18 protein-coding genes and 2 pseudogenes are annotated in these 25,698 nt (G+C 56.4%); 13 read left to right on the top strand and 7 right to left on the bottom strand.

Annotation, left to right across the window (positions count from 1 at the left end; genetic code table 11):
• Positions 1-970: FAD-dependent monooxygenase (locus PGX04_RS04930; RefSeq protein WP_273737482.1), on the bottom strand; the 970-nt coding region annotated here is incomplete at its 3' end.
• Positions 971-1,142: 172 nt separating this feature from the next.
• Here PGX04_RS04930 and PGX04_RS04935 point away from each other — a divergent pair.
• Entirely contained in the window at positions 1,143-1,367 is a 225-nt protein-coding gene (locus PGX04_RS04935) for a hypothetical protein (RefSeq protein ID WP_377042264.1), read from the top strand.
• Between the two features lie 60 nt (positions 1,368-1,427).
• Here PGX04_RS04935 and PGX04_RS04940 read toward each other — a convergent pair whose 3' ends face one another.
• A complete protein-coding gene (locus tag PGX04_RS04940) occupies positions 1,428-1,823 on the bottom strand; it encodes a universal stress protein (protein WP_273737483.1) in 396 nt (131 codons plus the stop codon).
• Positions 1,824-2,118: 295 nt separating this feature from the next.
• Between PGX04_RS04940 and PGX04_RS04945 the strand changes: the two genes are divergently transcribed.
• The 3 genes from PGX04_RS04945 (at position 2,119) to PGX04_RS04955 (ending at position 8,233) form a co-directional block, all read left to right on the top strand.
• Positions 2,119-5,208 carry an FAD-binding and (Fe-S)-binding domain-containing protein gene (locus PGX04_RS04945; RefSeq protein WP_273737484.1) on the top strand — a complete coding sequence of 1,030 codons (3,090 nt, stop codon included), beginning with the start codon at positions 2,119-2,121 and terminating at the stop codon, positions 5,206-5,208.
• A gap of 166 nt (positions 5,209-5,374) precedes the next feature.
• Positions 5,375-6,712 (top strand): CoA-binding protein, encoded by a 1,338-nt coding sequence (locus PGX04_RS04950; RefSeq protein ID WP_273737485.1) that lies wholly within the window; start codon positions 5,375-5,377, stop codon positions 6,710-6,712.
• Between the two features lie 132 nt (positions 6,713-6,844).
• The gene (locus PGX04_RS04955) at positions 6,845-8,233 is read left to right on the top strand and encodes an SLC13 family permease (protein ID WP_273737486.1); all 1,389 of its coding nucleotides are present in this window, start codon (positions 6,845-6,847) and stop codon (positions 8,231-8,233) included.
• A gap of 34 nt (positions 8,234-8,267) precedes the next feature.
• Here PGX04_RS04955 and PGX04_RS34415 read toward each other — a convergent pair.
• From PGX04_RS34415 to rdfA, 3 genes and pseudogenes are all read right to left on the bottom strand, one after another.
• Positions 8,268-9,212, bottom strand: a pseudogene (locus PGX04_RS34415) (transposase).
• 318 nt (positions 9,213-9,530) lie between these two features.
• The gene (locus tag PGX04_RS04970; protein WP_273737487.1) at positions 9,531-11,486 is read right to left on the bottom strand and encodes an archaea-specific SMC-related protein; all 1,956 of its coding nucleotides are present in this window, start codon (positions 11,484-11,486) and stop codon (positions 9,531-9,533) included.
• A gap of 288 nt (positions 11,487-11,774) precedes the next feature.
• Entirely contained in the window at positions 11,775-12,425 is a 651-nt protein-coding gene (gene rdfA, locus PGX04_RS04975) for a rod-determining factor RdfA (protein WP_273737488.1), read from the bottom strand.
• A 102-nt stretch (positions 12,426-12,527) separates the two neighbouring features.
• Here rdfA and PGX04_RS04980 point away from each other — a divergent pair.
• The 6 genes and pseudogenes from PGX04_RS04980 to PGX04_RS05005 all read left to right on the top strand — a co-directional run bounded on the left by PGX04_RS04980 (position 12,528) and on the right by PGX04_RS05005 (position 20,063).
• Positions 12,528-13,195: pseudogene (locus tag PGX04_RS04980) on the top strand (transposase domain-containing protein).
• A gap of 1,280 nt (positions 13,196-14,475) precedes the next feature.
• Complete coding sequence (locus PGX04_RS04985) at positions 14,476-15,264, top strand: IclR family transcriptional regulator (RefSeq protein ID WP_273737489.1); 789 nt, start codon at positions 14,476-14,478, stop codon at positions 15,262-15,264.
• 124 nt (positions 15,265-15,388) lie between these two features.
• Positions 15,389-16,612 carry a thiolase domain-containing protein gene (locus tag PGX04_RS04990; RefSeq protein ID WP_273737490.1) on the top strand — a complete coding sequence of 408 codons (1,224 nt, stop codon included), beginning with the start codon at positions 15,389-15,391 and terminating at the stop codon, positions 16,610-16,612.
• Positions 16,609-17,016, top strand: a complete 408-nt coding sequence (locus tag PGX04_RS04995) for a Zn-ribbon domain-containing OB-fold protein (protein WP_273737491.1) — start codon at positions 16,609-16,611, stop codon at positions 17,014-17,016. The genes PGX04_RS04990 and PGX04_RS04995 overlap by 4 nt, the downstream gene beginning before the upstream one ends.
• A 36-nt stretch (positions 17,017-17,052) precedes the next feature.
• A complete protein-coding gene (locus PGX04_RS05000) occupies positions 17,053-18,603 on the top strand; it encodes a class I adenylate-forming enzyme family protein (protein WP_273737492.1) in 1,551 nt (516 codons plus the stop codon).
• Between the two features lie 272 nt (positions 18,604-18,875).
• A complete protein-coding gene (locus PGX04_RS05005; protein WP_273737493.1) occupies positions 18,876-20,063 on the top strand; it encodes a CaiB/BaiF CoA transferase family protein in 1,188 nt (395 codons plus the stop codon).
• 174 nt (positions 20,064-20,237) lie between these two features.
• Here the strand turns inward: PGX04_RS05005 and PGX04_RS05010 are convergent, their stop codons facing one another.
• The gene (locus PGX04_RS05010) at positions 20,238-21,542 is read right to left on the bottom strand and encodes a CaiB/BaiF CoA transferase family protein (protein WP_273737494.1); all 1,305 of its coding nucleotides are present in this window, start codon (positions 21,540-21,542) and stop codon (positions 20,238-20,240) included.
• 78 nt (positions 21,543-21,620) lie between these two features.
• Here PGX04_RS05010 and PGX04_RS05015 point away from each other — a divergent pair, with 78 nt between their 5' ends.
• From PGX04_RS05015 to PGX04_RS05025, 3 genes are all read left to right on the top strand, one after another.
• Positions 21,621-22,781, top strand: coding sequence for a thiolase domain-containing protein (locus PGX04_RS05015; protein WP_273737495.1), 1,161 nt, complete (start codon positions 21,621-21,623; stop codon positions 22,779-22,781).
• Entirely contained in the window at positions 22,778-23,194 is a 417-nt protein-coding gene (locus PGX04_RS05020; protein ID WP_273737496.1) for a Zn-ribbon domain-containing OB-fold protein, read from the top strand. Before PGX04_RS05015 ends, PGX04_RS05020 begins: the two co-directional genes overlap by 4 nt.
• A 178-nt stretch (positions 23,195-23,372) precedes the next feature.
• A complete protein-coding gene (locus tag PGX04_RS05025; RefSeq protein WP_273737497.1) occupies positions 23,373-24,626 on the top strand; it encodes an acyl-CoA dehydrogenase family protein in 1,254 nt (417 codons plus the stop codon).
• A 263-nt stretch (positions 24,627-24,889) separates the two neighbouring features.
• Here PGX04_RS05025 and PGX04_RS05030 read toward each other — a convergent pair whose 3' ends face one another.
• A complete protein-coding gene (locus PGX04_RS05030; RefSeq protein ID WP_377042265.1) occupies positions 24,890-25,687 on the bottom strand; it encodes an enoyl-CoA hydratase/isomerase family protein in 798 nt (265 codons plus the stop codon).
• Between the last annotated feature and the right edge of the window lie 11 nt (positions 25,688-25,698).

Here is a 25,698-nt window from a genome sequence, read left to right on the forward strand (position 1 = left end):
CGATGGCCGAGGCCGCCTCGTCGGCGTCGGCGATCCCGGAGTTCATCCCGCGAGCGCCAAACGGCGCAAGCAGGTGGGCCGCCTCGCCGGCGAGGAGCACGCGACGGTGCTTGTCCACGAAGGTGTCCGCCATCACCTGGAGGAAGTAGTAGCTCGAGACCCACTTGAGGTTATCCTCGTACTCCTCGCCCATGATGTCGCGGACAAACTCGCGCATCCGTTCTTCGCTGCTGAGTTCCTCGGGGTCGTCGTCCCCGATGCACTGAATGTCGAGCCGCCAGCCGCCGGTGAAGGGGACGAGCAGTACGTTCCGGCCGTCGGCTTCCGGGGCGTCGTAGTGGAAGACCCGCTCGAGGTCAGGAGAGTCGTTGTCGATCTCCTCGTCCTCGACGTCGGCGATGATGAAGGCGTTCTCGGACTGGTCGCCCTCGAAGTTCGCGCCAATTTCGCTGCGGACGGTCGAGCCGCCGCCGTCGGCACCGACGAGGAACTCTCCCGCCCACTCCCGGCCGTCGGCCGTTTCGACATGAACCCCATCGGGAGACGTCTCGACGGTGTCGACCTCGGCGTTCCAGTGGATGTCGATTCCGACCTCCTCCAACGCGTCGTGCATGTACGCCTCGGTCACGACCTGCGGAACGCTGGTGAAGTGGGGAATGTCGCCGGAGCCGCCGGGTGAATCGTATGTCCGGTTGAATACTTCTTTTCCCCGGTAGAGCGTGCGTCGCGTCGGCCAGACGAGTCCCTCGTCGACGAGGTCGGTTCCGAGTCCCGGGTGGATCCGCTCGAGCGTCCGGAGCGTCGAGCCGTGAACGTAGATGGCACGGCTCCCGGATCGGTCCCGGTCTTCGGACTCGGCCTCGAGAATCGTCGCCTCGACGCCCCGCGCGTGTAGTGCTAACGCCGCTGTCATCCCGACTGGCCCGGAACCAGCTATCAGCACAGGATCTGCTGTCGTATCACCGCTCATGAGTCGCATTGATGGAGCAAATTATGATAACAGTTGTGGTCACGTTGTCCCACCACGATAGCGCCCTCCTCAGAACCATGCGAGGGCGGTTCGTCTCCCGCCCGTTCGCCCGGGGATCTGGACGGTGAACGCGTTCGTGCTGTTCCCGATGTCGTCCAGAGACTGCCCGCAGATGGTCGCGACATTCGCCGTCGGTACCGGCCTGATTACGAAGGTGTTCGTCGTGAGTTCGCAGGCGATCTTCTTCGCCGCGTCGGCTCCGATGGTGGTCGACATGTTCGACGACATCCCGATCCGATTCCGTGACCTCTTCCTTCCGTTCGTGATGCGGACGATCATCCTCATCCCGATCACCAAAGCTCTGGTCTGTGGCGCGGTATATGTCGCCCTCCTGTAATCTTGGTCGACGTGACACCTGTGTTCGTCCGAATTCGAGTCAAGTGGGATCGCGAATGAGTTACTCGCTCGCGGCGGAGAACAGTACCGGGCGCGCCGAACGGAGAGTCACTTGCTGTGCGACACTACCGAAGAGCGCTTTCCCGGTCGGCGACCGCTTCCGGCCGGCAATGCTGATATGATCCGCATCGATCTCCGCAGCCATCTCGAGGATGTTTCGGACAGCATCGCCGCTCGACTGGGCAATCTCCACGTCGAATCCGGCCTCCTCGAGTTCCGCGACCGCGTGGCTGACGGATTTGAGGTCGCCGGCGTCCGCGTCCCCCCCGTCGGTCCGGAAGACGTGGTAGACGACGACTCGGACGGCGTCCGTCTCGAGGGGCAGCGTCGTAATCGACGCGACCTGCTTCGATACCTGTTCGACGTCAGTGTCGGCACACAGTAGTATCGTTGTCATTGGTTGTTGAATCGGCGGCCGCGCCCCGTCCTGGTGGCGACCGACTCGCCGTCCAACCGGCGCTGACAGCCGCGCATATAGCCGGTGGTAACTGATCGCAGAGTGATAGGCCTTTGCATCGCATCCCGTCACGTCCCTGAGCCCGGCCGATGGCGTCCAATGGAGTTCCGAGACGGTCGTCGAGGACCGGATCGCCCCGAGTCGTTCGCGCCGCGGTTTGGGACCTGTCGTCGGTCGGTGTCGAATGCTTTATCGTTGTGAAACTTGTGACGAACGACTAAGTGTTCAGTTGAGGATGACTGCGAGCCCTACTACCGCATTCGACGCAGGAGACGACACTGGGGACGAGATCGCCGATCAGCGGGCGACGTACGATTTCGTCTCGGACGACGTGGATCGGCCGGCGTTGGTCGACGATATACGCGACCGAGTCGACGGCAACGTCCGGTTCGACACCTACACACGAGAACTGTACGCGACCGATGCGAGCGCGTACGAACTGACGCCGATCGGCGTCGTCTACCCAAAATCGACCGACGACGTCGCAGCGACGGTCTCCTACTGTGCGGAACGGGAGATCCCGATCTTGCCCCGCGGCGGCGGCACGAGCCTCGCCGGTCAGGCGGTCAACGAAGCCGTCGTGCTCGATTTCACCCGCCACATGGACGGCATCGTGACGATCGATCCCGACGAGCGGCGCGCTCGTGTCGAGTCCGGGACGATTCTCGGCGAGCTCAACGAGGCGCTCGCCCCCTACGACCTGAAGTTCGCACCTGACCCCGCAGCGGGAAACCGCAGCGCGATCGGCGGCGCGATCGGGAATAACTCGACGGGCGCTCACTCGCTCGTCTACGGGAAGACCGACGCCTATATCGAGGAGTGTGAAGTCGTGCTGGCCGACGGAACGGTCGCGACGCTCGGCGAGATCGCCGTCGACGAACTCCGCGACTCCGCCGACCCAGAGGGCCCCCTCCTCGATCGGATCTATTCGGAAGTCGTTAGAATCATCGACGACGAGAGCGAGGAAGTTCGAGACAGCTTCCCCGACCTGAAACGCAACGTCTCGGGGTACAACTTCGACGTGCTCGTCGCAGAAGCCGAGACGGGAACCGTCAACCTCGCGCGCCTGCTCGCGGGCAGCGAAGGGACCCTCGCCCTCGTCACCGAGGCCGAGGTCGCACTCGAGCCGATCCCGGAGACCAAGGCGGTCTCCCTCTTGTTCTACGAGAGCGTCCTCGGGGCCGTGACCGATGTCCAACACGTCCTCGAGCACGAGCCCGCGGCGGTCGAACTGATCGACGACGTGCTCCTCGGACTGGCTCGGGAGACGACGGAGTTCGAGGAGGCGGCGTCGCTCGTCCCGACTGACGCCGACGCGGCGCTGCTGGTCGAGTTCTACGCCGAGAACGATGGTCACGGCCGCGAGCAGACCGCCGGCCTCCTCGGGGACAGGGTACCGGGAACCGACACCGAGACGGAACCGCCCGCCGACCGGCCGGCGATCGACGAGACCATCGCGTTCGCCGGACTGGAGGCCCACGACGAGGGCGAGCGCGAGATGTTCTGGACGCTCCGGAAGGCCGGGTTGCCGATCCTGCTCTCGCGGACATCCGACGAGAAACATATCAGCTTCATCGAGGACTGTGCGATCCCGCCGGAACACCTCCCGGAGTTCGTCGAGCGGTTCCAGTCGCTGCTCACCGAGAAGGACCGTGACGACGACGCGGCGTTCTACGCCCACGCCGGGCCGGGCGTACTCCACGTCCGCCCGCTCGTCGACACGAAGGCCGATCGGGACCGCGAAGACATGGTCGCCATCGCCGAAGCGGTCACCGACATGGTCGTCGAGTTCGGCGGTAGCATCTCCGGCGAGCACGGCGACGGCCGCGCGCGCACTCAGTGGAATCATAAGCTCTACGGCGACGACCTCTGGCAGGCTTTCCGAGACCTGAAGACCGCGTTCGATCCCGACTGGCTGCTCAATCCGGGCAACGTCTGCGGCGATCACGACATGACCGAGCACCTCCGGTACGACGACGACTACGAGTACGACGCCGGACTCGAGCCGTCGCTGAACTGGGACAACGAGAACGGTATGCAGGGGATGGTCGAACTCTGTCACGGCTGCGGTGGTTGTCGCGGCTCGCAGGAGACCACCGGCGGCGTGATGTGTCCGACCTACCGGGCCGCGGACGAGGAGGTTACGGCCACGCGCGGGCGGGCGAACCTCCTCCGGCAGTCGATGAGCGGCGACCTGCCCGACGACCCCACCGACGACGAGTTCGCAGAAGAGATCCTCGACCTCTGTATCGGCTGTAAGGGCTGCAAGCGGGACTGCCCGAGCGGCGTCGACATGGCGAAGCTCAAGACCGAAGTCATGCACGAGCGCCACCAGGAACACGGCGCGAGCCTGCGTGACAGGCTCTTCGCAAACTTCGACACGCTTGCGGCGGTCGGCAGCGCCCTGGCGCCGGTCTCGAACATCGTGCAATCACTTCCCGGCTCGGGAACGATCGCCGAAAAGACCGTCGGGATCGCGAGCGAGCGGTCGCTGCCCGCGTTCCAGCGGGAGACGCTACAGGACTGGTTCGAAAAGCGAGGCGGCACGCGCGTTCCCGTGGCCGACGCCGAGCGGAAGGCCGTCCTCTTCGCGGACACCTACACGAACTACAGCCACACCGAGGTCGGGAAGGCGGCGGTTCGCGTCCTCGAGGCGGCGGGCGTCCACGTCGACTTGGCAGACCGGACCGACAGCGGCCGGCCGGCGCTGTCGAAGGGGTTCATCGACAAGGCCCGTGACGCCATCGAGAAGAACGTGGCCGAACTCGAGCCCCGCATCCGAGCCGGATGGGACATCGTCGTTGCGGAGCCCTCCGACGCCGTGATGTTCCAGTCCGACGCGCTAGATCTGCGATCGGGGAACGCTGTCGAGTCGTTCGCCGCGAACGCCTACGGCCTCTGCGAGTATCTAGACACGTTCCGACTCGACGAGAACGTCGCGTGGGCAGCGCCCGATGATTCGGTCGTCTACCACGGCCACTGCCACCAGACGGCGGAGAAGAAAGACCACCACGCTGTCGGCGTCCTCCGGCGGGCCGGCTACGCCGTCGATCCGCTCGACTCAGGCTGTTGTGGCATGGCTGGCACGTTCGGATACGAAGCCGAACACTACTCGCTGAGTCAGTCCATCGGCGACATCCTCTTCGACCAGATCGAGGACAGCGGTTCCGAGGTCGTTGCCGCGCCGGGAACCTCCTGTCGAACACAACTCGGAGAGAGTCGGATCGAACCGGTTCCGTCCAGCAGCTCGCTCGCCGGAAGCTCGCTCGACGGTGACGAGCCCCCGACGCCCGTCGAACTGCTCGCACACGCCCTCTCGCGATAATCCTCGGGAACGAGGTTCGACGATATCCCCGTGGAGACATCGGAGGCCGGCAGTACCCCGAGTACGACGGGGACTCCGGGACGATCCGATCCGTGATAGGAATCGCTCGCGTCGACTGGTGAGCGGAAACCCCGAAACTTATGAGACGATGCTCGATTTATCCGGTATGAGCTTGTCCGATATCTTCGATCCGAACGGCATCGCCGTCATCGGCGCGTCGGCGACGCCGGGGAAACTCGGGAACGATACCATGTCTAACGTCGAGGCCTCCGACACGGAAGTCTATCCCGTGAACCCCTCGAGTTCCGGGACCGTCTTCGGCTACGAGTTCGTCGACTCGGTCGGCGAGACCGACGCGGACCTGGCGCTGTGTTGCGTACCGAGTCACCTCCAGCCAGACGTCCTCGAGGAGTGCGGTGAGGCGGGTGTCGGCGCGGCCGTAATCTTCGCCGGCGGCTTCGCCGAGATGGGCGGCGAGGGGAAGGAGCTCCAAGATGAGATCGCGGCGATCGCCGACGAGTACGACATTACGGTTCTCGGCCCGAACACGGCGGGGTACGCGATCCCGAACGAGGACTTGTACGGGTCATTCGTCCCTCGCATCCGCGAGGTCGAATCCGGCAACGTCGGGCTCGTCACCCAGAGCGCCGGCGTCGGCATTACTATGTCGTTCCAGCTGGCCCGCGAGGGGTACGGTATCTCGTCGATGGTCGGCCTCGGAAACCGGGTAAACACGGAGTTCGCCGACGTAATCCCGGTGCTCGACGACGATCCGCAGACCGACGCGATCATCATGCACGTCGAGGGGACGGAGGACGTCACCGACCTCCTCGAGGCCTGTCGGAACGCCGAGACCCCGATAGCCGCGTTCAAGGTCGGAGAACATGACATCGGCGACCTCACCCGGGCGCACACGGCGGCCCCGGCACAGGACAATACTATCTACGAGGACGGGTTCGATCGGCCCGGCTTGGCGGCCGTGTCATCGACGACCGAACTGATCGACGCCGGGCGGGTCCTGGCCGACACCCCGACGCCCGACGGCCCGAACGTCGGGATCGTGACGGCCCAGGCCGGGCCGGGGATCATCGTCACGGACTATCTCAAGGGTACCGGGGCGACCGTCCCCGAACTGACGAGCGAGACGCACGACCGACTCGACGACATCCTCCAGGGGATTACGTACGCGGAGAACCCCGTCGACACCGGTCGCCCGATGCCCGAGTTCGGGGACGCCATCGACGCCGTGGCTCGAGACGACAACGTCGACATCGTCATCGTCTACGAGATCTACGAGGACTCGCTGGGCTACCCCGTCGACGAACTCGAGGAGCTCTCGGCGGACGTCGACAAGCCGCTTCTCTTTACGGTCGCCGGCCCCGATCACGCCCTCGAGGACGAGCGGCGGCAGATGGAAGACATCGGAATTCCGACGTTCGACACGCCCGAACGCGGGGCACAGGCCGTTGCAACGCTCATCGAATCGATCTCGGGCGAGGAGTGAACGCGGTTCGGTGGAATTCAGTTCGTAACCGGCCCGCTCGGCTCTGACGGCTGCTACGTTTCGAAAGCTGAATCGCCACCACAGAGATTCCAAATCGCGGGAATTTATTAGCGCGATGACGAAGAGGGGGCAATGAAGCGTTCCGAAGCGATCGCGACGCTCCGGTCACCGGTAGTTGCGTTTCCGCTCGCCGCCGTCGTCGCCGCCGCGACGTGGCTGTCCGCTTCGGGATCGACGGCGACGATGCTCTCGATCACGCTCTTCTGTATCGTCCTCTGGGTGCTGACGCCGGTTCCGCCCTCGTACACGGGACTGATCGGCCTCGGGATGATCGCCATCACATTCTCGACTGAGTTGGCGCTTGTCGGCTTCCAGAAACCGGCGACGTGGCTCATCGGCTTCGGCCTCCTGATGGGCGAAGCGACGCGCCAGAGCGGCCTCGCCGACGGGGTCGGTCGATGGATCGCGACGAGAAGCATCGGCGATGCGACTGCGACCGATTCGGTCCGAACGTATCGTCGGCTGTTGCTCGCGCTCTCGATTGGTGCCCACGCGCTGGCCTTTCTCGTCCCCTCGGCGCTCGTCCGCATCCTCGCGCTCGCGCCGATCCTCCGAGAGCTCGGCTCGCTCTTTGACTCCCGCGATGCTCGAGTGGGGCTCTATCTCGGCCCGCTGTTCGCGACGTTCTATGGCTCCGCCGGCATTCTGACCGCGGACCTCCCGAACATCATCATTTCGGGCTTCGGGCAGTCGATCGCCGGCCACACCATCTCGTGGTCCGAGTGGTGGCTTCACATGTACCCCGTGATGGGTCTCGCCCGCGTACTGCTGGTCATCAGCATCGTCTACGTCCTCTTTCGCCCGTCGGCCGACTCGAGTTTTGACCTCCCCGACGGCGGACGAGCCAGCACCGGTGCCGAACGACGGATGCTCGTTTTCCTGCTCGTCGGTGCGCTCGTCTGGGCGACGGATTTCGTCCACGGCTTTCATCCGGTGATCGGCGCGGTCGTCGTCGTCATCCTCGCGTTCCTGCCGGAGATCGGCGTCGCCGACTTCGACACCGTCGGGAGCGACGTCGACTTCTCGATCCTCTTCTTTATCGCCGCGGTGTTCGCGATCGGCGACGGGTTGACCGAAACCGGGTTCACCGATAGCGCGGCGACGTATCTGCTCGAGCTGATCCCAACGGACGGGTCGCTCACGGTGATACTCGGTTCCGTCTTTGCCATCACGTTCGTACTCACCTTCCTGATGGAGGGGTTGGCCGTCGCGAGCGTCCTGACCCCGATCCTGATTCCGTACGTCGACGCGGCTGGGCTTCCGTTTACCCCCGTTCTGTTGGCGGAAACGATGGCGCTGAGTTCGTACTTCTTTCCCTATCAGTCGGCGGTCCTCATTGTCATTCTGAACGAAGGCGATCTCGAGGCGCGGGAGCTGATCTACGCGACGGTTTCGTGTTCGGTCGCGACGATCGTGCTGTTGCTCCCGATTCAGTTCGGGCTGTTCAGTCTCTTCTACTAGTGTCGCTTCAACCCTTGATCTGCTATAGTAGAAGTTAGAAATAACCACTCACTCTTGGAATTAGAGAGTTGATCAAGAGCGGTATCGATCGCTGTTGTTAACTCGGCAAGTGAGTCGAAAAATCGGTTGCTACGACCTCTTTGTAGTTGCCGCCAACACTCTTTGACGGGGTTCAATTCCGGAGAATACGGCGGAAACGTAATAACGTCGAGATCGTCACGGCCGTCAGGTCCGTGACGGCCGATGCTTAAAAGTACGGCGCGCCATCCAGAACAACGATCAAGTTGTCTTCGAACTCGTTACATACTGTAAAAATGGTATTTTCCGTGCTTACATGTAAAAATCCTTTAAATAGGGGAAAATCAATCGCCGTTCTAAATAATCACAGCTAAAAGACACGTCCAATCGCGTTGTCCGGACAATTCGACAGATGCCCGCGTGCTGCGCGGAAACCATGCGATACGCGGCTTAATCTGCACAGATCTCTTGGTTTGATGAGGCGGACTACGGTGTCGTCCATCTCCCGATGATTTTTTGAGCTACAGCGGACTCGATGACTGTATATCGTACCTCTTAAGATCTTAATCCCATATATTTCAATAATAACTGGTAACTGTAGCCAAAAACTCGATAACGTAGGATTCGACAAGAGGCTGTTGGACGAGTGCTGGCGTCATATGTCTCGATGCCAACTTTTTAGGCGACTCGTAGAGAACCTTTTCGAACTTTACTTACCATGCTCCTGAGTTTTTTCACCTTCTTCCAGATTTATGCCATCAGTTACGACGTGCTCAAGCGACTCAATACTACTGAGTCGCTTGAGCCAGCTATAGATTGTCCGTTGCTGAACGGCATACCACTCGGCTAACTCGGTTTGCGTGACACCGTTCTTGTACGTGATCGCCGCTAGTAACCGTTCTGTCGGCTTCTTTCGATCGGTACTGTCTAGATAAGGGAAACCGCAAGACAGGACGACAATGAAGTGACGGTATCGGTTGTGAAATTACCATCTATGATTTAACATAAAGAGACCCTGTTCCACGAGCAGCGAAAATTCGGCTGCTTCAGCAAACGTCCCATAAACAGTAATGGTCCCAGATCCCATCGGTGTTGCTTCGACAGACGCTGAAACGGCGTTTGACGTTAGAATCGCTTAACTAGACAGTGCCTTTCGATCCATATTGTCGGGAGAATTTTGCAACTCTTTGGCAGAGTTATCATCAAGATTATATACTGGATACAACAACATTTTATGAGTAGAAAATTCTAAAGGCTATTAAAGACAGTATTCACTCGACTATATCTTGGTAATACGGCTATAGCTCTCGCCAAGCGCTGCGGCATCCTCTTCTAGTAGTGCGACGATGAGATAGTCTGCATATCCCTCCAAATATTCGACGAGATCGGCGATGCGTTTTGCATCAATCGCTTCAATCGAATCGATAAGCATGAACGGAACCCTCTCATAGACTTCGTGAACAAGGTAGCCTGCGAGGGCAAATACGACCCCTGTCACTTCCCGCTCACTTTCACTCAGATGATCGACGGTGTCCTCGTATACCGTACCTGACTCATTGCTTCGGACGATATGAAGTGTAAATCTATCTTGGTCGACTTTCCGCCGTCCCTCGCGAACTGATTCTTGAGTCCGTTCGATCCAGATCCGTTCCAGGTTGTCGTAACCGAGGAGATCGAGTACCGCCTCCATATGTTCGTTGAACTCCGCTATCGATTGTTTTTGGAGTTGCTCAATGTGTGTTCGAAGGTCCTCGAGTTCCGCGATAACATCTTCCCGCTGTATTTTGAGATCCTCACGCTCACCCAACTGGTCTTGGATAGATTCGATCTCATCTTCGACACTATCCAACTCCGATTTAAGGTCCTGCAGTTCGAACTCGAGATAGTTTATCCGTTCTTGAACCTCAAGAACCTCGCTGTGGTCCTCTTCTTGCAGGGATTCGACGTCGCTTTCGAGCTGAGATATTTCGTTTGACAGGTCTTCTTCCTTACTCTGCAGGGACTCAATCGTCTCTCGTCTCTCGTCAATCTCGGTTTCAGTTCGTTCGATGCTCCGCTCTAGTTGATCGTAGCTTTTCTGTCGCTCCTGAAGATCATTTTTCTCGTTCTGTAATTCCTTTATATTCTGTTTGAGTGATTGTTGTTTCTGAATCTTCTCCTCTTGTAGCGAGCGGAGTTCCTCAAGGTTGGATTCGATCTGCTCCTGTGCGACCCTCGTCCCACATGTCCAACAGGTAATATCTTCCTCGGTCGAAAGGAGTTCGTCAGTAACCGCTCCATCGGTCGTGTCCGGATCGGAGTGCAGTTGGCTAACGACCTCCGGTTTTGCCTCGTTCACGAAATTATTGTTGAATTGGATAACTGACTGGAGCTCAGTGGTTGTTTGTTCAATTTCCTCAACTTGGCCACGCAACCGTTGCATTTTTTCTTCGAGGATCGACACTCGTCCGTCGGGAATCGGTTCTAAGTCGTCGAATTGCGACTGCTTATCCGTAAGGTCATCCTCAAGTGCGTCGATGCTTTCGCGTTCGGACTGGATTTCCTGCTGTGTCGAATTAAGACGAGACCTCGTCTGTTGCAGTTTCGTCATCTTCGTATCCAGCTCTTCGTTTTCCTTCTTTGATTCCTCGATTCCTTTGTCTATCTCTTCGAGTTGAGATCTTTTATTCGCTAACTTCTCTTCTTTTTCGGAAATGCGATCCTCAATATCACGCTTCTCTGATTCGAGCTGTGGGAGCTGATTCGAGTACTCGTCTAGCGTGGAAATTTTGGAATCAATGCGATCCTTTTCGTCTTCTAACTCGCTAATCTGCCTATCTATCTCTCCCGTGTCTACTGGCCGCATAATAATTTCCCTCAGGTCGTCATCGTTTGCGACAGCTTGACGGCACTCGTTCGTTTCCAGCAGGAACGCGAAGAGATCGGCCAGTGTCGGGTCCTCTAGGTACGGGTCTCCGTCCGTGATTACTTGGTCTCCCTGACGGCTGAGGTTCCGGGTATACGTTTCACCATTAAGCTCAAGATCAACGGCCCCTTCATCGGCATTCGCTTTTAGTGTTGCATTGTTGCTTCCGACGACCGCCATCACTGCTTGGAGAAACGATGTCCGATTTGTCGCATTACGACCAGTAAGGATCGAGATTCCCGGATCGATCTCGACTGAAGTTTGATCGATCCCACCGATGTTCTGCACGTCAATAGTTACTGGTTCTACTGTAGACTTTCCTTGTGCCATCTATAGGTAATTAATCCTGCTATCTATTTATAAGCGTCGGCGTTCCGAGTGCCGGTGATGAATCGGGGCCCACTACTGCATTGTAAACTCGTCTTCGTCCATCTTCGCTATCGATATTTAATATCTACCATCCGCGATTCTTTTATATGATATATCTCTATTCGAAGGTATAACGCCTATCTTAGCAAACAAAATCAGTACACATTCGATATTTATAATATAAACATAGGAAAACTTAAATATATCTTTGTATAATTGGCGTTCGCTTGTTGATGGATCCCGACAGTCCTACTTCCGATCTTCCTCGCAATCGCACCCTCCGTTTGATATGAACTCTGCTATCGGATACTGGATACCACACCGTTCACAGGTGACTTGAACTAGGACTGTGACACGTGTCGGACCACCGGAGACATAGTCGGACTGAGTGAGCTCGGACAGGATCTTCTCGGACACGGCGACTAAGCGGTTCTTGATTCGTCTGATGGTATTGATCCGAGCGGATACCCGTTCATCGTCGGTTTGATTGTCGTGCGTATAGCTTGTGTTCCTTTCCTTGGTTAAATAGGTGTGTATTGCCTGACGAGAAACGAACTCCGAACGGAGCTGTTCGACATCGATTCCATATTGTTTGAGTTTGTTCTCAGTTTTGATCCGAGTGCCGCTGCTTATGTCGTCGTCAGTCAATAGTTCGTAGTAATTCTCCGCTTCACCGTCTAGCACGTTCGTCGTGTTTCGTGCAAGCACCGCCGCGAGTAGTTCCGTGTTAAAGTATTCTGCCAATGCACGGAGGCTCATTCGGTCTTCCTCTCGGGTCCAGCGTTCCTCAAGTTCCTCGCCGAGGCCCACTAAGTCGTATTGTTTGATCAGTTTCGCTACCTTGCTCGCCGATCGTGAAGTTGTTTTTCCCCCGCTCGTGCTGTCATTTGATCCAGTCATTGCTAATAAAGAATCAGGTCGGTTCAGATAAGCCTTTATCGGTTGAGTTTGGTGGCGCTGTTCAGATACGGTCTGAAAAGCAAGTAGGAAGTCTAGGTATGCATGCCCGAATTCAACTGCCTCAACGATCCAAGCGCTGGCATTCAGTTAGATTTTGTGGAGCAGGAAGCGACACCGCGCGAGTTGATGCGATTGAGTATCCAGCTTCATCCGGCTGAACTACCACTTTTGTATACTGTTTCTGTGTTAGTGAAGTCCGGTACCGAACGGACTAGGTCAGCGAGTCATAAGTGGATACAGAAAGCCGATCTACAGCCAGCAATCAGGGACCAACCGGATCACGTTGCGCTCGACGAACCGTGATTCAACTCAACGATCAGCGCTATTGGCTGTACACTGCTGCCGACTCGAAACAAAAGAGGTTCTCCATGTACAGCTCTATTTAACGGGAAATACAGCTCTTCTCTCGATTTTCTGAGTGAATTCATAGAGAAATATAACGTCGAGGGCACTGTGTTTCTTGTCGATTCAGTACCGTAGCTCAACGCTGCACTTCCAACCAGGGACTCCGAGTTCGATACGAAAAACACGGAAATCGGAACACTGTCGAACGACTCTTCCAAGAGATAAAACAACGTACTTCCCAGTTTGGAAACTATTTTAGAAACGCCGATCCAGCAACTGCCACATGGTTGCAGAGCTACGCATACTACTGGAACCAGCTAATCCGGACAATGCTAGGTTTGGTATTCGGAATACTGTTCAGATAAGGATTGAAGATATAGCGTACTTTTTGGGTCTGTGTCAGAAATCGCTAGCCTTATCAGTTCTACTGATCAAAGCGATAGGTTTTGTAGAATAAGGGGCAACCCGCGGCTGTTTCTGAAGGACAATACTCAAATCCATTTTAAACCATATGTCCCAAATACTATATCTATTCGCAGAATTTAGTATTGCTGACGCAGAAACTGCGAACGAGTGGCTCAGATCTTTCCCTTTCGTATGGAACATACTTCTTTAGATCATCGGTATCCGATATTTGATTGAGAGTATTTCTATAACCGATAAATTTATTTGTCCAAAGGTAATAGAATGGGAAATTGGATGGATGCTGGCCCAGATCGTTCGCTTATCATCGACAGTCCCGGGTTTGTTGACGGGCTCGGATATCCGTACGGATTGGGTGGGGAGTCGGTAAGATTTTGTGTTCTCTGATGGACTAACTATGACTGACTTATCTTTGTCATAGCTTTTCTTCGATCCTGTTCTTGTGGCTTGTCCTCAATTATCTCTCGATATAATTTATAATATTTTATTATATATTAATATAATAAACACAAGAATAAAAATAACTAAATGACATAAGTAAACTGTGGTCCATAACGGGTATCTGGATTATTATGACGCTCTTAGTGGTGTCATAGCAATTCTGTATCCGTCTGTCATGGCTGTGTAACTCCTTCTCACTCTCTGTTCGATATATTCAGAGTATCGATTCTCCAGAGTGAGATGGGAGATCCCAGCCGTGAAAGTCAGTCGAACGGAATATATATTCCCCAATTCTCCAGTATCCGGTTCTAAAGGGGATTCTGGACATGGAATGCATCGAGTTCGCTATTGGAAGTAATCCATTCCAAATATATAAAATATCTTCCACCAATTGTTCTACCCCGGTCGTAGACTGACTCTCTGGCATTTCTAGACATTATGCAAGATGAATAGTAACAAAATTATATTGGTTCGATATAATCAGAGAGCGCTTCACCCTTCTGACCTCCCGTCACTGAACTGTGACAGTGACTCATTGCGTACTCATTACACCCGATATTTCACCAAATCATTCGCGTCCCGTCTTTCAGTCCGGTTCATTGCTCCGTATCTGCTACAAACGAGTTCGAGAGCCGTATTTGCCATTGGTTCGATATCTAAGAGTAGCTTTCGTACGTGGAACTCCTCCTGTCGCAGTGCAACACTTCTCGTAACTGTATAGGGAATTCATCTCTCTGGATATACCGAACACTTATGCTGATCCGCCGAATACTCCGCTACTATGGAACCAGAAGTTGGCGAACGAAGGCGAGTACAAACCGCTGATAATCTTCTCAACATCATCGGGATTATCGACGAGAATGACGGAGCAGGGGTGAGCGAGATTGCGGACGAGGTCGGTCTCGCGAAAAGTACCGTTCACGAATATTTGTATACACTTGTTGATCGGAAGTACCTAGTAAACCAGAATGGAGAGTACCAACTCGGATTAAAGTTCTATACCCACGGGATTTCCGCAAAGGACCAGTATGACTTCTTACCAACGGCAGAGCCATATCTCGAGAAACTAGCTGACGAGACCGGCGGAGGAGTCGCAGTCGTCGTTGAGGAGCACGGAATTTCCGTGATCGTACAGACCGCAAGGGGAGAACACGCTGTCGAGACGCACGCTAATACGCGAAACGGCCATCGTCAACACCTCCACTGTCATGCTGCCGGAAAAGTGATTCTGGCACATATGGATGAGGAAGATATCTATCAGATCATCGAGCGATACGGGTTGCCAGAAAAGACGGCGAACACCATTACGGATCCCCAAGAACTGTTTGAAGAGCTAGCAGATATTCGAGAGCAAGGGTATGCCGTGAACGATGAGGAGACGGATCGAAAGGTCAAGGCGATCGCTGCCCCGATTTTCTCTCAAAACGACGATATCGTCGGTGCCTTGGCGATCGATGGGCCAGCCGGCTGGATGGATCGCAAGGATTTCGAAGCAAACTTCCCGGACCATCTGACAAGTGCCGTCGACGAGATAATGCTCCGCTACGACTGGAACAAACCCTCTGAGTGATACCGTCCTCAGTACAGAAAAGAATCAATGGAGGGACGATCGGTTTCTTTATTTCGTCACCAACTCCCGACAGCGAAGATTCGGTCACCTCTTTTCGCGAGGCCCATTTGAGTAGTCAATCCTGATGGTTAGCTACCGAAAGGTTCTTGGTGTGGGTTTCTTATATCATGATATGAGTATTCGTAACAGTGCATGTATAGCAGGTGCATACGAGCATCCAACGAGGGAGGCACCGGACAAATCGACGGCTCAACTCCACGCCGAAATCGCTCGTGGCACATTGGCGGATGCGGGGATCGAGAAAGACGATGTCGATGGTTATCTGACCGCGGGAGCACCTGGGTGGTTACAGGGCCTGACGATGGCGGATTATCTGGGACTTGAGGACCTTTCGTATGTCGATACGACCGACGTCGGCGGGTCTTCGTACATCTCACACGTGGGCCACGCCGCGGCCGCGATCAAGACAGGAAAGGCCGATGTCGTATTGATCACGCTGGCCGGTAGGCCGCGTTCCGCATCCGGTGGCGCCGACCCCGAAGGGGGATCGACGCCCGCACCCGGCAGTGCATTCGAGGACGTGTTCGGAACATCGACGGCCGGCTCGTATGCACTGGCAGCCCAGCGACATATGGCGGAGTACGGTACGACACCGGAACAACTTGCTGAGATTCGTGTCGCCGCCTCACAGCATGCCCAGCACAACGACCACGCGATGCATCAGGATCCGGTCACCATCGAGGATGTCGTCAGCTCTCGGATGATCAGTGACCCACTTCACCTGTTAGATTGCTGCGTGATCAGCGACGGTGGAGGCGGACTGTTGGTGGTTAGTCCTGAAGTGGCTGACGGCCTAGATCGAGAATCCCCCGTGATCCTGGGTCATGGCGAAGCACCGAAACACCGTGAGGCCGGACGCATGGACATCACGTACACCGGCGCTGTTGAGTCTGGTCCCCGTGCCTTTGAGGAGGCGGACGTACGCCCTGACGACATCGACTATGCGTCGATCTACGATTCGTTTACCATTACCGTCCTCGAAACCCTGGAGGACTTGGGGTTCTGTGAGAAAGGCGAAGGCGGATCGTTCGTTGAAGGCGGTACTCTGCAGGCGCCAGACGGTGAGTTACCGTTCAATACAGATGGTGGCGGCCTATGTAACAACCATCCGGGTAACCGAGGAGGGATGACCAAGGTCATCGAGGCAGTTCGTCAGCTGCGGGGCGAGGCTAACCCCGAAGTTCAGGTTGACGACTGCGCGCTCGCGCTCGCACACGGCACCGGCGGAAACATCTCGATACGGATGGAGAGCGTTACGCTCGTCCTTGGAGAGGAGGGATACCTATGAGTGACCTTCCCACTCCGAAACCCGATATCACTCCGGAAACGGAGGCGTTCTGGGACGCGACAACTCGTGGAGAGCTGCTCCTACGTCGCTGTCCAGACTGCGAAACGGTGTATCACTATCCCCGAACCCTTTGTCCAGATTGTCTGAGCGATGACACGGAGTGGACCGAAGCGTCCGGAAACGCAATCGTGTACTCCTACACGGTAATTCGCCAGACCCGCGGTGAATACGGCGATTCGACGCCATACGTTCTCGCCTATGTCGAACTCAAGGAGGGTCCACGAATTATGACGAACGTCGTCGATTGTGACCCGGATGACGTCACAGTCGGCCAGGAGGTACGGGTGGTCTTCGATGATGTCGACGAGGATGCAGCATTGTACCGATTCACACCACAAGAATAACGTTAACACAACACATAGTCATTAGATAGAATACGTATGCACGGAAAATCGCCTATTGAATCTCAGACGCTAGCCGAACTTTCGAGTATCGCCGCCGAAAACAACCCGAAGACGACTGCGTTCGCCGACCCGGATCGGCGTCTCACGTGGGCGGAGTACGATCGGGAGAGCGTTACTGCGGCCAACGCGTTCCAGCAGTACATCTCCCAAGGGGATAGGGTCGCATTTCTCTGTGGGTCGTCGGTTAACCACGCTGTGGCGTTAAACGGTGTCTTCAAAGCCGGTGGCATCCCGTCTAACTTCCACGTCCGTGCGTCACCCAACACGCTCGCGTATTGCATCGAAACGATCCGTCCGCGAGTGCTTGTAGTCGACGAGGAATACGCGCAGTTCTTCGAGGAGCGTGTCTACGAGAACATCGATGGGGAACGGCCAACAGTCCTCAATCTGGGGACTCCACAAGCCGACTACGAGCAGTCGTTGCCGTCGATTATCGCGGACCAAACTGGTACAGAGCCGGACGTCCGGGTTGAGGCAGCGGACATCGCTGCTGTCTGGTGGACTTCCGGAACGACCGGGCGCCCCAAAGCATGGTGCCACACGCACGAGGGCATCCTGTACAAAGGTCACAAACGGACAATATCCGACGACCGACTCACTAGACGTTTGCTCGTACTGAGTCCAGGGTTCGCCTCTTGGTGGAACAATTTCATCAATACGATGCTGTCCTCAGGAACGGCAGTGTTCCGGCCGGAGTGGGACCCTGAAGATATCGTGGCGCTCATCGAAGAGGAGGAGTTGACCTTGGTGACGCTAGTCACGACTATGTGGCGTGAAATTCTGAAACTCGATACCCTCGACGAGTACGACCTAAGCTCGCTGCAGAAGATCGTCTCGACCGGGGAGAAGATGGACCTGACGACCCTAGAGCGCCTGCAGAACAATATCTGTGACAACGTCCACAACGGGTACGCGTCAACCGAGGTCCTCGGAACCACTATATCGAGCGCGGAGATGGAAGGTGACCGCATCGAAAGCGTTGGACAGCCGATACTCGGCCAGCAGGTTCGTGTTATCGAGGAGGGAGCAAGCCCTCAGGACACCGTTAAAGCTGAGGAGACTGGGGAGATCATTATAAAGGGACCCGACGCCCCAGTGTGGGCGTGGGGAAACTCCGAAAAGACTGAGGCGGAATTCGAAGAAGGCTGGTGGTACTCTGGCGACCTCGGATACAAAGATGAGGGCGGGTATCTGTACCTTGAGGGGCGTTCGGACTTTATGATCACATCGAAAGGGATGAAAGTCTTCCCAACACCGGTCGAGGAGCGCCTGAACGCCCATCCGAGCGTCGAAGAGGCGGCCATCGTGGGTGTCGAGGATGATGAATACGGTGAGCGCGTCACAGCGCTCGTCTACCGTCTGGATGCTACTGTGGACGAGAATGAACTCGACGAATGGTGCTTGGCGAGTGATGACCTAGCGCGGTTCGAGCGACCGCGCACCTATCACTTCATCGACGATGGGATTCCCCGAACAGCCAGTGGGAAACTCGATCGGCGGACGGCCAAACAACAGTACCTCGATTGAGTCCCTCTGCACTGACGAGCACGACTTCGGTCGAGTGAGACCTTCCCATCGACTTTTGTTGGCACTCTTTTGAACCTGTGATACCTCTCCCCGAATTCGATCGCTGCCGATACGGAGACTGAGTGTAAATTTTCGCGTAGAGGCGATGCAGTAGATGGGCGGGACACAACGGACAGTGAGGTGTGTTCCCGTCCGCATCATGGTGAAGAATGCCGTGATGGTGTAGCTTAAGTAGTAAGAAAGTATTCCCCATGATAGAGAGGATCAATACAATGGATCTTAGTGACGTTACGATACTCGATCTGTCGTGGCTGTTGCCTGGGCCGTTTGCCACGATGCTCCTCGGCGATATGGGTGCAGAAGTGATCAAGATCGAAGAGCCTGAGAGAGGTGATTATGCCCGGTGGCTCGGGCCGGTAGAGGTCGGAGAGTCAGGGTACGGTCCGATGTTCCACAGTGTCAACCGAAACAAGAAGAGTGTCGCGATGGACTTGAAGAGTGAAGAGGGTACAGAGGCATTTCTCGAGCTCGCGTCAGAAGCGGATGTCGTCTTCGAGCAGTTCCGACCGGGTGTTGTCGATCGACTTGGTATCGGATACGAGGACGTTCGGACGGTCAACGAAGATATCGTTTACTGCTCACTCTCCGGCTACGGCCAGACCGGTCCGTATAGCGATCGTGTCGGTCACGATCCAATGTATCAGGCCGTCGGTGGAATACTCGACGGAACGCGCTCCCGTGACGGCGACGTCCCGGCGATCCCGGATTATCCAGTCGCAGATATGTCTGGTGGATTGATGGCGGCGTTTTCGGTCGTCTCCGCCCTCCTGAGCCGGGAGCTAGGAAGCGGCGGCGAGTACTTAGACGTCTCGTTGACAGAATCGCTCGTCTCCCTGGCAACCGGCGACGGATGGCGGGCGTTTATGAGCGAGCAGTTACCCGAGTCGGAACGGTCGATCCGGCGCACTCATCCGTGCAGTGGAATCTATCCCACGAAAGACGGTCGGTATATCAGCGTATCAGCCCCGGAGGAGAAGTTTTGGAAGCAGCTGTTGGCCGAGTTGGATCGACTGGACCTTGAGGAGTACCAGTTCGCATCCGGTGAGGACAAACACTACGCAATGCAGGAGCTGTCGAACGAGTTCGAACGCCGAACCCTCGAGGAGTGGGAATCGTTCCTATCCGACGAGGCGATGGCGGCACCAGTCAACGAGTTCGCGGAGGTATTTGATCATCCGCAGATCGAGGCCCGTAATCTCGTCGACGAGGTCGAACTCGACGACGGGACCGTCTTCGAACAGATTGGGTTTCCCATAACGACGGCGAATGACGAGGACCACGCCATTCGGTCGCCGGCGCCAAAGTTCGGCGAACATACCTCGGATGTCCTTCAGCGTGTGCTCTCGCCCGACGATATCGAGAAGCTTTCTGAACAGGATATTATCGGACTGACAGACTAAGAATTCGCCAAGTGACTCGACCCATATCCGCTGATATCATTCATCATCTCACACGTCTACTACCTCTTACACCACCGAACTACCTCACCGACAACCGTTGGGGATCACGTGGTTACGACCCACCAAGTGGTTCCCGTCGGCCGTCTCGAACGTGAACGGATACGTGGACCACAATCAGATCACGCGATTCTCCCTGAGTGTCGCTATCTGCTCTTCGCTGTATCCGAGAGATTCGAGCGTTGATTTGGTGTCTGCGCCGATGCTGGGCGCCGGCTTGACGTCCGAGCCGTCGACGGGATGGTTCGCGAAGCGAAGGGACGGTCTCGGGAGGTAGTGTGTCCCGAGGACCGGATGATCCACCTCGAGGACTTGATTTCGCTCCGTAAGATGTGGATCTTCGACCAAATCCTCAATCCAGTACACTGGGCCACACGGCACCTTGGGTGCTTCAGATTCAAAGTATTCGAGCCACTCGTCGGCGGTTCGTCCACTCAGTATCGCTTCCAGCTCTTCTTGCAACTCGTCACTGTTGTTAAGTCGGTACGCTTCCTCGGCGAAGTGATGATTCGCATCGGCCCACTCGGGCTTATCGACTGCATTAGCGAACTCCTCCCAGAGAGTGTCAGGAACGATCATAGAGATGTGGCCGTCATCAGTTTCGTAGTACCCGGATGGCTGCATCGGGGGCTGATACGGATTTTCGACGTCGAATCCGGCCTGCACTTCCGAGTAGCCAGCGAACTCCTCGCCCGCGCACGCAATGGCTGAGTCCAACATCGAGACTTCGACCTTCTCCCCTCGACCGTCGACACCCCTGTTGAGTAACGCCATCAGGACTCCACTCAGTGCGTTGAATCCGGTGAGGTGGTCGACGACAGCGATGGGTGATCCCATCGCGTCGTCCTGTCCTGACAGCCATCCGCTCATCCCCTCCACGACGGAGTTGAAGGCCGGCCGGTCTGCGTAGGGGCCCGTGTCACCGAAGCCGCTGACCGAACAGTACACCAATTCGGGGTTTTGCTCCCGCATCGTTTCCCAGTCGAACCCGAGCCGTTCGACGACGCCATTACGCAAGTTCTCGAGAAATACGTCGGCATCGCCGATCAGCTCCAAGAAGATTTCCTGACCCTCTTCGGACTTTAGATCCAGTGTTATCCCGTTCTTCCCTTGATTGTAGATGGCGAACGTATGGGAGAATCCTTCGAAATCGGTGTTATCGGAGTCCATCTGTTTCCGCTCGGTATCCGGTTGCTCAATCTTGATGACGGTTGCCCCATAGTCCGCCATCATCTTCGTCGCGAAGGGTCCTGAGATAGCCGTTCCTAGCTCCACAACATTGAGACCGTCGAGAGGCTTCGAACCAGTCATAATCGGTATCCAAAAGGTTTCTGACCATTCATTTAAATCTTTCCCCCTCTTTTGCTCGCTATCGTGGAATATGGCCGTCTGTAGCGACCGTTCATCACTTGTCCTGAGCACCCTGACGGTTCGATCACTGTGACTACACGCATTGCGAGTTCCGGTATTTTTATGTGTGGTTCGACAGAACGTGGCACTATGAGGTCAGATAAACGAGCTTATATTGCAGGTGCATTCGAGCACCCGACCCGTAAGGCTCCGGACAAGACCGTACAGGAACTTCACGCTGATGTCGCTCGAGGAGCGCTCGAGGACGCAGGCTTGGAGAAAGATGATATCGATGCGTTTTATACCGCCGGCGAACCGGATACAGGTCCGGTTCTCCTCGCGGATTACATGAATCTTGATGTAACGACCTTCGGATCAACGGAGGTCGGTGGATCGTCGTACGTGAGCCACGTTGGCCACGCGGTGAACGCCATTCGTAACGAAAAGTGCGACGTCGCGTTGGTGACCCTCGCCGGCCGCCCCCGTTCTCAAAGCCAGGATACGGGGACGGGTGTCCACGGGTTCGATAATTTCCGTTCCCACTTCACCTCAACGTACGGCGATACGATCATCGCCAGTGTCGCCCATGACGCGCGGCGACATATGCACGAGCATGGGACGACCAGCGAACAGCTGGCGGAGATTCGGGAGGCTGCTGCGTACCACGCGCAGTTCAACGAGAACGCGATGTATCAGGACCCAGTCACGGTCGAGGATGTCGTCGACTCCCGAATCATCGCCGACCCGATCCATATGCTGGATTGCTGTGTGATCAGTGACGGTGGCGGTGCTATGCTCGTCGTCTCCAAGGAAGTCCAGGAGGAACTGGACAGGGAGTGTGCTGAGGTACTCGGATACGGCGAGCACCTCGAGACAAGTCGTGCCGGATACGGAGACATCCTCACTCAGGGCGGCGTCGAATCTGGGGAATTAGCCTATGAGGAGGCCGAAGTTGGTCCAGAGGACATCGACTATGCGTCCATCTACGACGCCTTCACGTTTTTTGTTCTTCGGTCCATTGAGGATCTTGGCTTCGCGGAGCGCGGTGAGGGCGGCAAGTTCGTTGAGGACGGCGCACTGAAGGCGCCTGACGGTGAATTACCGTACAACACGGACGGAGGAAGTCTCTGTTCGAACCATCCAAATCGCGGTGGGATGACAAAGATGATCGAAGCTGTTCGACAGATCCGTGGCGAGGCGAACGAGGAAGTACAGGTCCCTGATCCCGAATACACGCTGGCTCACGGGCTCGGTGGCGGACCGGGCGGTCATGCTGCTGTTACACTAATCTTTGGGAGGGGAGACCAATGACGTGGGAACCACGCCCTGTCCCGCCAGTATCCGAAGTCGACGAGGCCGCAGAGTACTGGAAGGCGGCGTCCAACGGAGAGCTGGTGGTACCGGAGTGTAACGACTGTGGCTTCGTTCACTTCTACCCCAGACAGATATGCCCAGAGTGTCTGAGCAATGATGTCTCGTTCGTTGAGGCTGAAGGGACCGGAACGATCTACTCGTTCTCAATCTCCCAGCAGGCGGCTGGTTGGCCCGAGGACGCGCTTCCGCTGATCTACGCAACAGTTGAACTGGAGGAGGGGCCACGGATGGTCACCAACATCGTTGACGTGGACCCCGACGATGTCGAGATCGGTGACCCTGTTGAGGTCATGTTTGAGTCGACCGAGGAAGCGGATATCGCGATTCCGGTATTCACACCCCTCGAGTAACGAACACCTGACCGGTTTCAGCCTCCTTCTGCAGATTCCAGTAGACATCCCACGATCCTAATTGAGGCGTCACGTAATGTAGTTTGACGCCCGAATTCTCTCTGTGGTGGCTGAAAGCAACCCCAGAAATATGGTGACGAGACACAAGCTATTTCATTACGTGTCGTAACTAGCTACTATGGAAAACGCAGCGACCGCACCTGCTGGACTGAACTTCGAGCCATCCACAGAAATCAATATTATCAAAAAGGAGTTGGACAACTTCATCGATCAGGAAGTCAAGCCCTTGGAGCAGAAGTACGACCAGTACCTGGGTGAAGATGGGATGTACAACCGGGCGGACGAAAATGGGAAGATGACGCCGGAGTTTCAGGAGATTCGAAACACAATCCGCAAGAAGTCGGCGGAAGCGGGATACCTGTCGATGTCAATGCCCGAAGATCTTGGTGGCGGCGGAATGGGCGATCTCGCTTACTCGATCGTCTTCGAACATCTCCACAACCGGAACCCGGACGGATTTCACCGGATGATGATGCCGGGTGACTCCGAAGGGATGGGAGGCCCGGTCGCTCCGCAACCCGACAATCTGACCGACTATCAGAAGGAGAAATGGGTGAAGCCATCGATCGACGGTGAGTTGACCAACGGGATGGGGCTAACCGAGCCAGACCACGGGAGCGATCCGACGTGGATGGATTCGACAGCGGAAAAGGACGGTGACGAGTGGGTTATCAACGGTACAAAGTGTTTCAGCACAATGGCGCCGATCGCCGATTTCTGGGTAATCCACGCTCGGACATCCGGTGAGGACGGTGACGTACGTGGCATCTCTTCGTTCTTCGTTGATCGGGATAATCTCGGCATCGAGGTCGGCAAATATCAGCGATATATGGGCGACCCTCTTTCTCATCAGGCGTTCGTCCATCTGGACGACTGTCGCGTGCCCAAGGAGAATATGATCGGTGAGGAGGGACGCGGCCTGCTCGACCAGTTGAAGAACTTCGGCGGTGCACGCGTTTACATCGCGGCTCACTGTGTCGGTCGGTCCCAGTGGATGTTTGACCAGTGTGTGGAGTACGCCGAGAGCCGGAAGACGTTCGGGGAGCCGATTGGGACAAACCAGTTCGTCCAGGGGATGCTTGCAGATCTCCGAGCCGATATTGAACAGACTCGATGGCTGTACCGTCACGCGGCGTGGCAGGCCGACAACGGTGAGGTTCCACGTTGGGAGATTAGTGCAGCAAAGCTGCGAGGGGCCCAGCTTTGGAACAAGGCTGCGGATGTCGCTATCCAGGTCCACGGCGGAACCGGTGTGATGAGTTCTTTGCCGTTTGAACGCGAGTATCGAGAGGCCAGAATGTCTCGGATTGTCGAGGGGACTGACGAGATCCAGAAACGGACTATTGCTCGAGAGTTCCTCGACCTAGACTGAATTCCCCAACGATTCCAGGGAGACGGTTGATGAGATACCGGTTGAGTTCACTACTGCGTCCATGTCGCCGGTGCTGACTACGCCGTCTGGCCAAGGTGGAATAACGAGATCAATATCCTTCGCGACGCGATGGCTTCAGGATGATCCCTCTGCCTTCGTTCACCCGTTTCAGTCCGCGCTTGCTCGGACGTTCCTATCGATATTCTAGTTCCGTCGCGATCGAACCCCGTTCCTCGTCCAGTTCATTACCGTCGTCCCCTGACTTATCTCCCCTCGAATTCCGGCTCCCGGTCTTCCGAGAAGGCTTGCATCCCCTCCTCTGCGTCGTGTGTCCCGATTAGCGATTCCGAGCGGTTCCTGTCGGATTCGAGTCCGGCGTCGAGTCCCGTCTCCATTGTCATCGCCACGGACTTTTTCGTCGCTTGCAGTGCAAGCGGCGCCTGTGTAGCAATTGACTCAGCGAAGTTCTGGACTTCCTCATCGAGGTCCGCGGCGTCGTGGACATCGTGGATGAGTCCTTCGTCGGCTGCCCGTTCAGCGGAGAAGTGTTCGGCGGTCATTACTAGTTCCTTTGCCACTGCTGGACTGGCCAGTCGGCTCACGTACTGGATTCCACCCGCTCCCGGGATGATTCCCAGACCGGTTTCCGGCAGTCCGAACGTGCTGTCGGCACTCGCAAAGCGGAAGTCACAGGCGAAGGCCATTTCGAGCCCCCCTCCGAGACAGTAGCCCTGGATCTTCGCGATGACGGGTGCAGGAAACTCCTTGACGAGCTCGTAGGGAGACTGTCCGGATCGCTCCCCTGCTGACTTGTCTTCGAATCCTCCGACGTCGGCCCCGGCACAGAAAGCCCGATCACCGGCCCCCTCCATAACCACCGCGCGGAGTGCGACGCCGTCTTCCCCTTCGTTTTGGGCATCCAGAGCTTTGAGCCCACTTACAATGTCGTCCTTCAACTGGCCATTGAGGGTATTCAATGCGTCCGGGCGGTCAAGCGTGAGCGAACCGATCCCGGTCTCGGCGTCGTACTCAGTACTGACTGTTTCAAATTCCTCCATCACACCTGTAGATA

The organism is Natrinema soli (genome assembly GCF_028618695.1).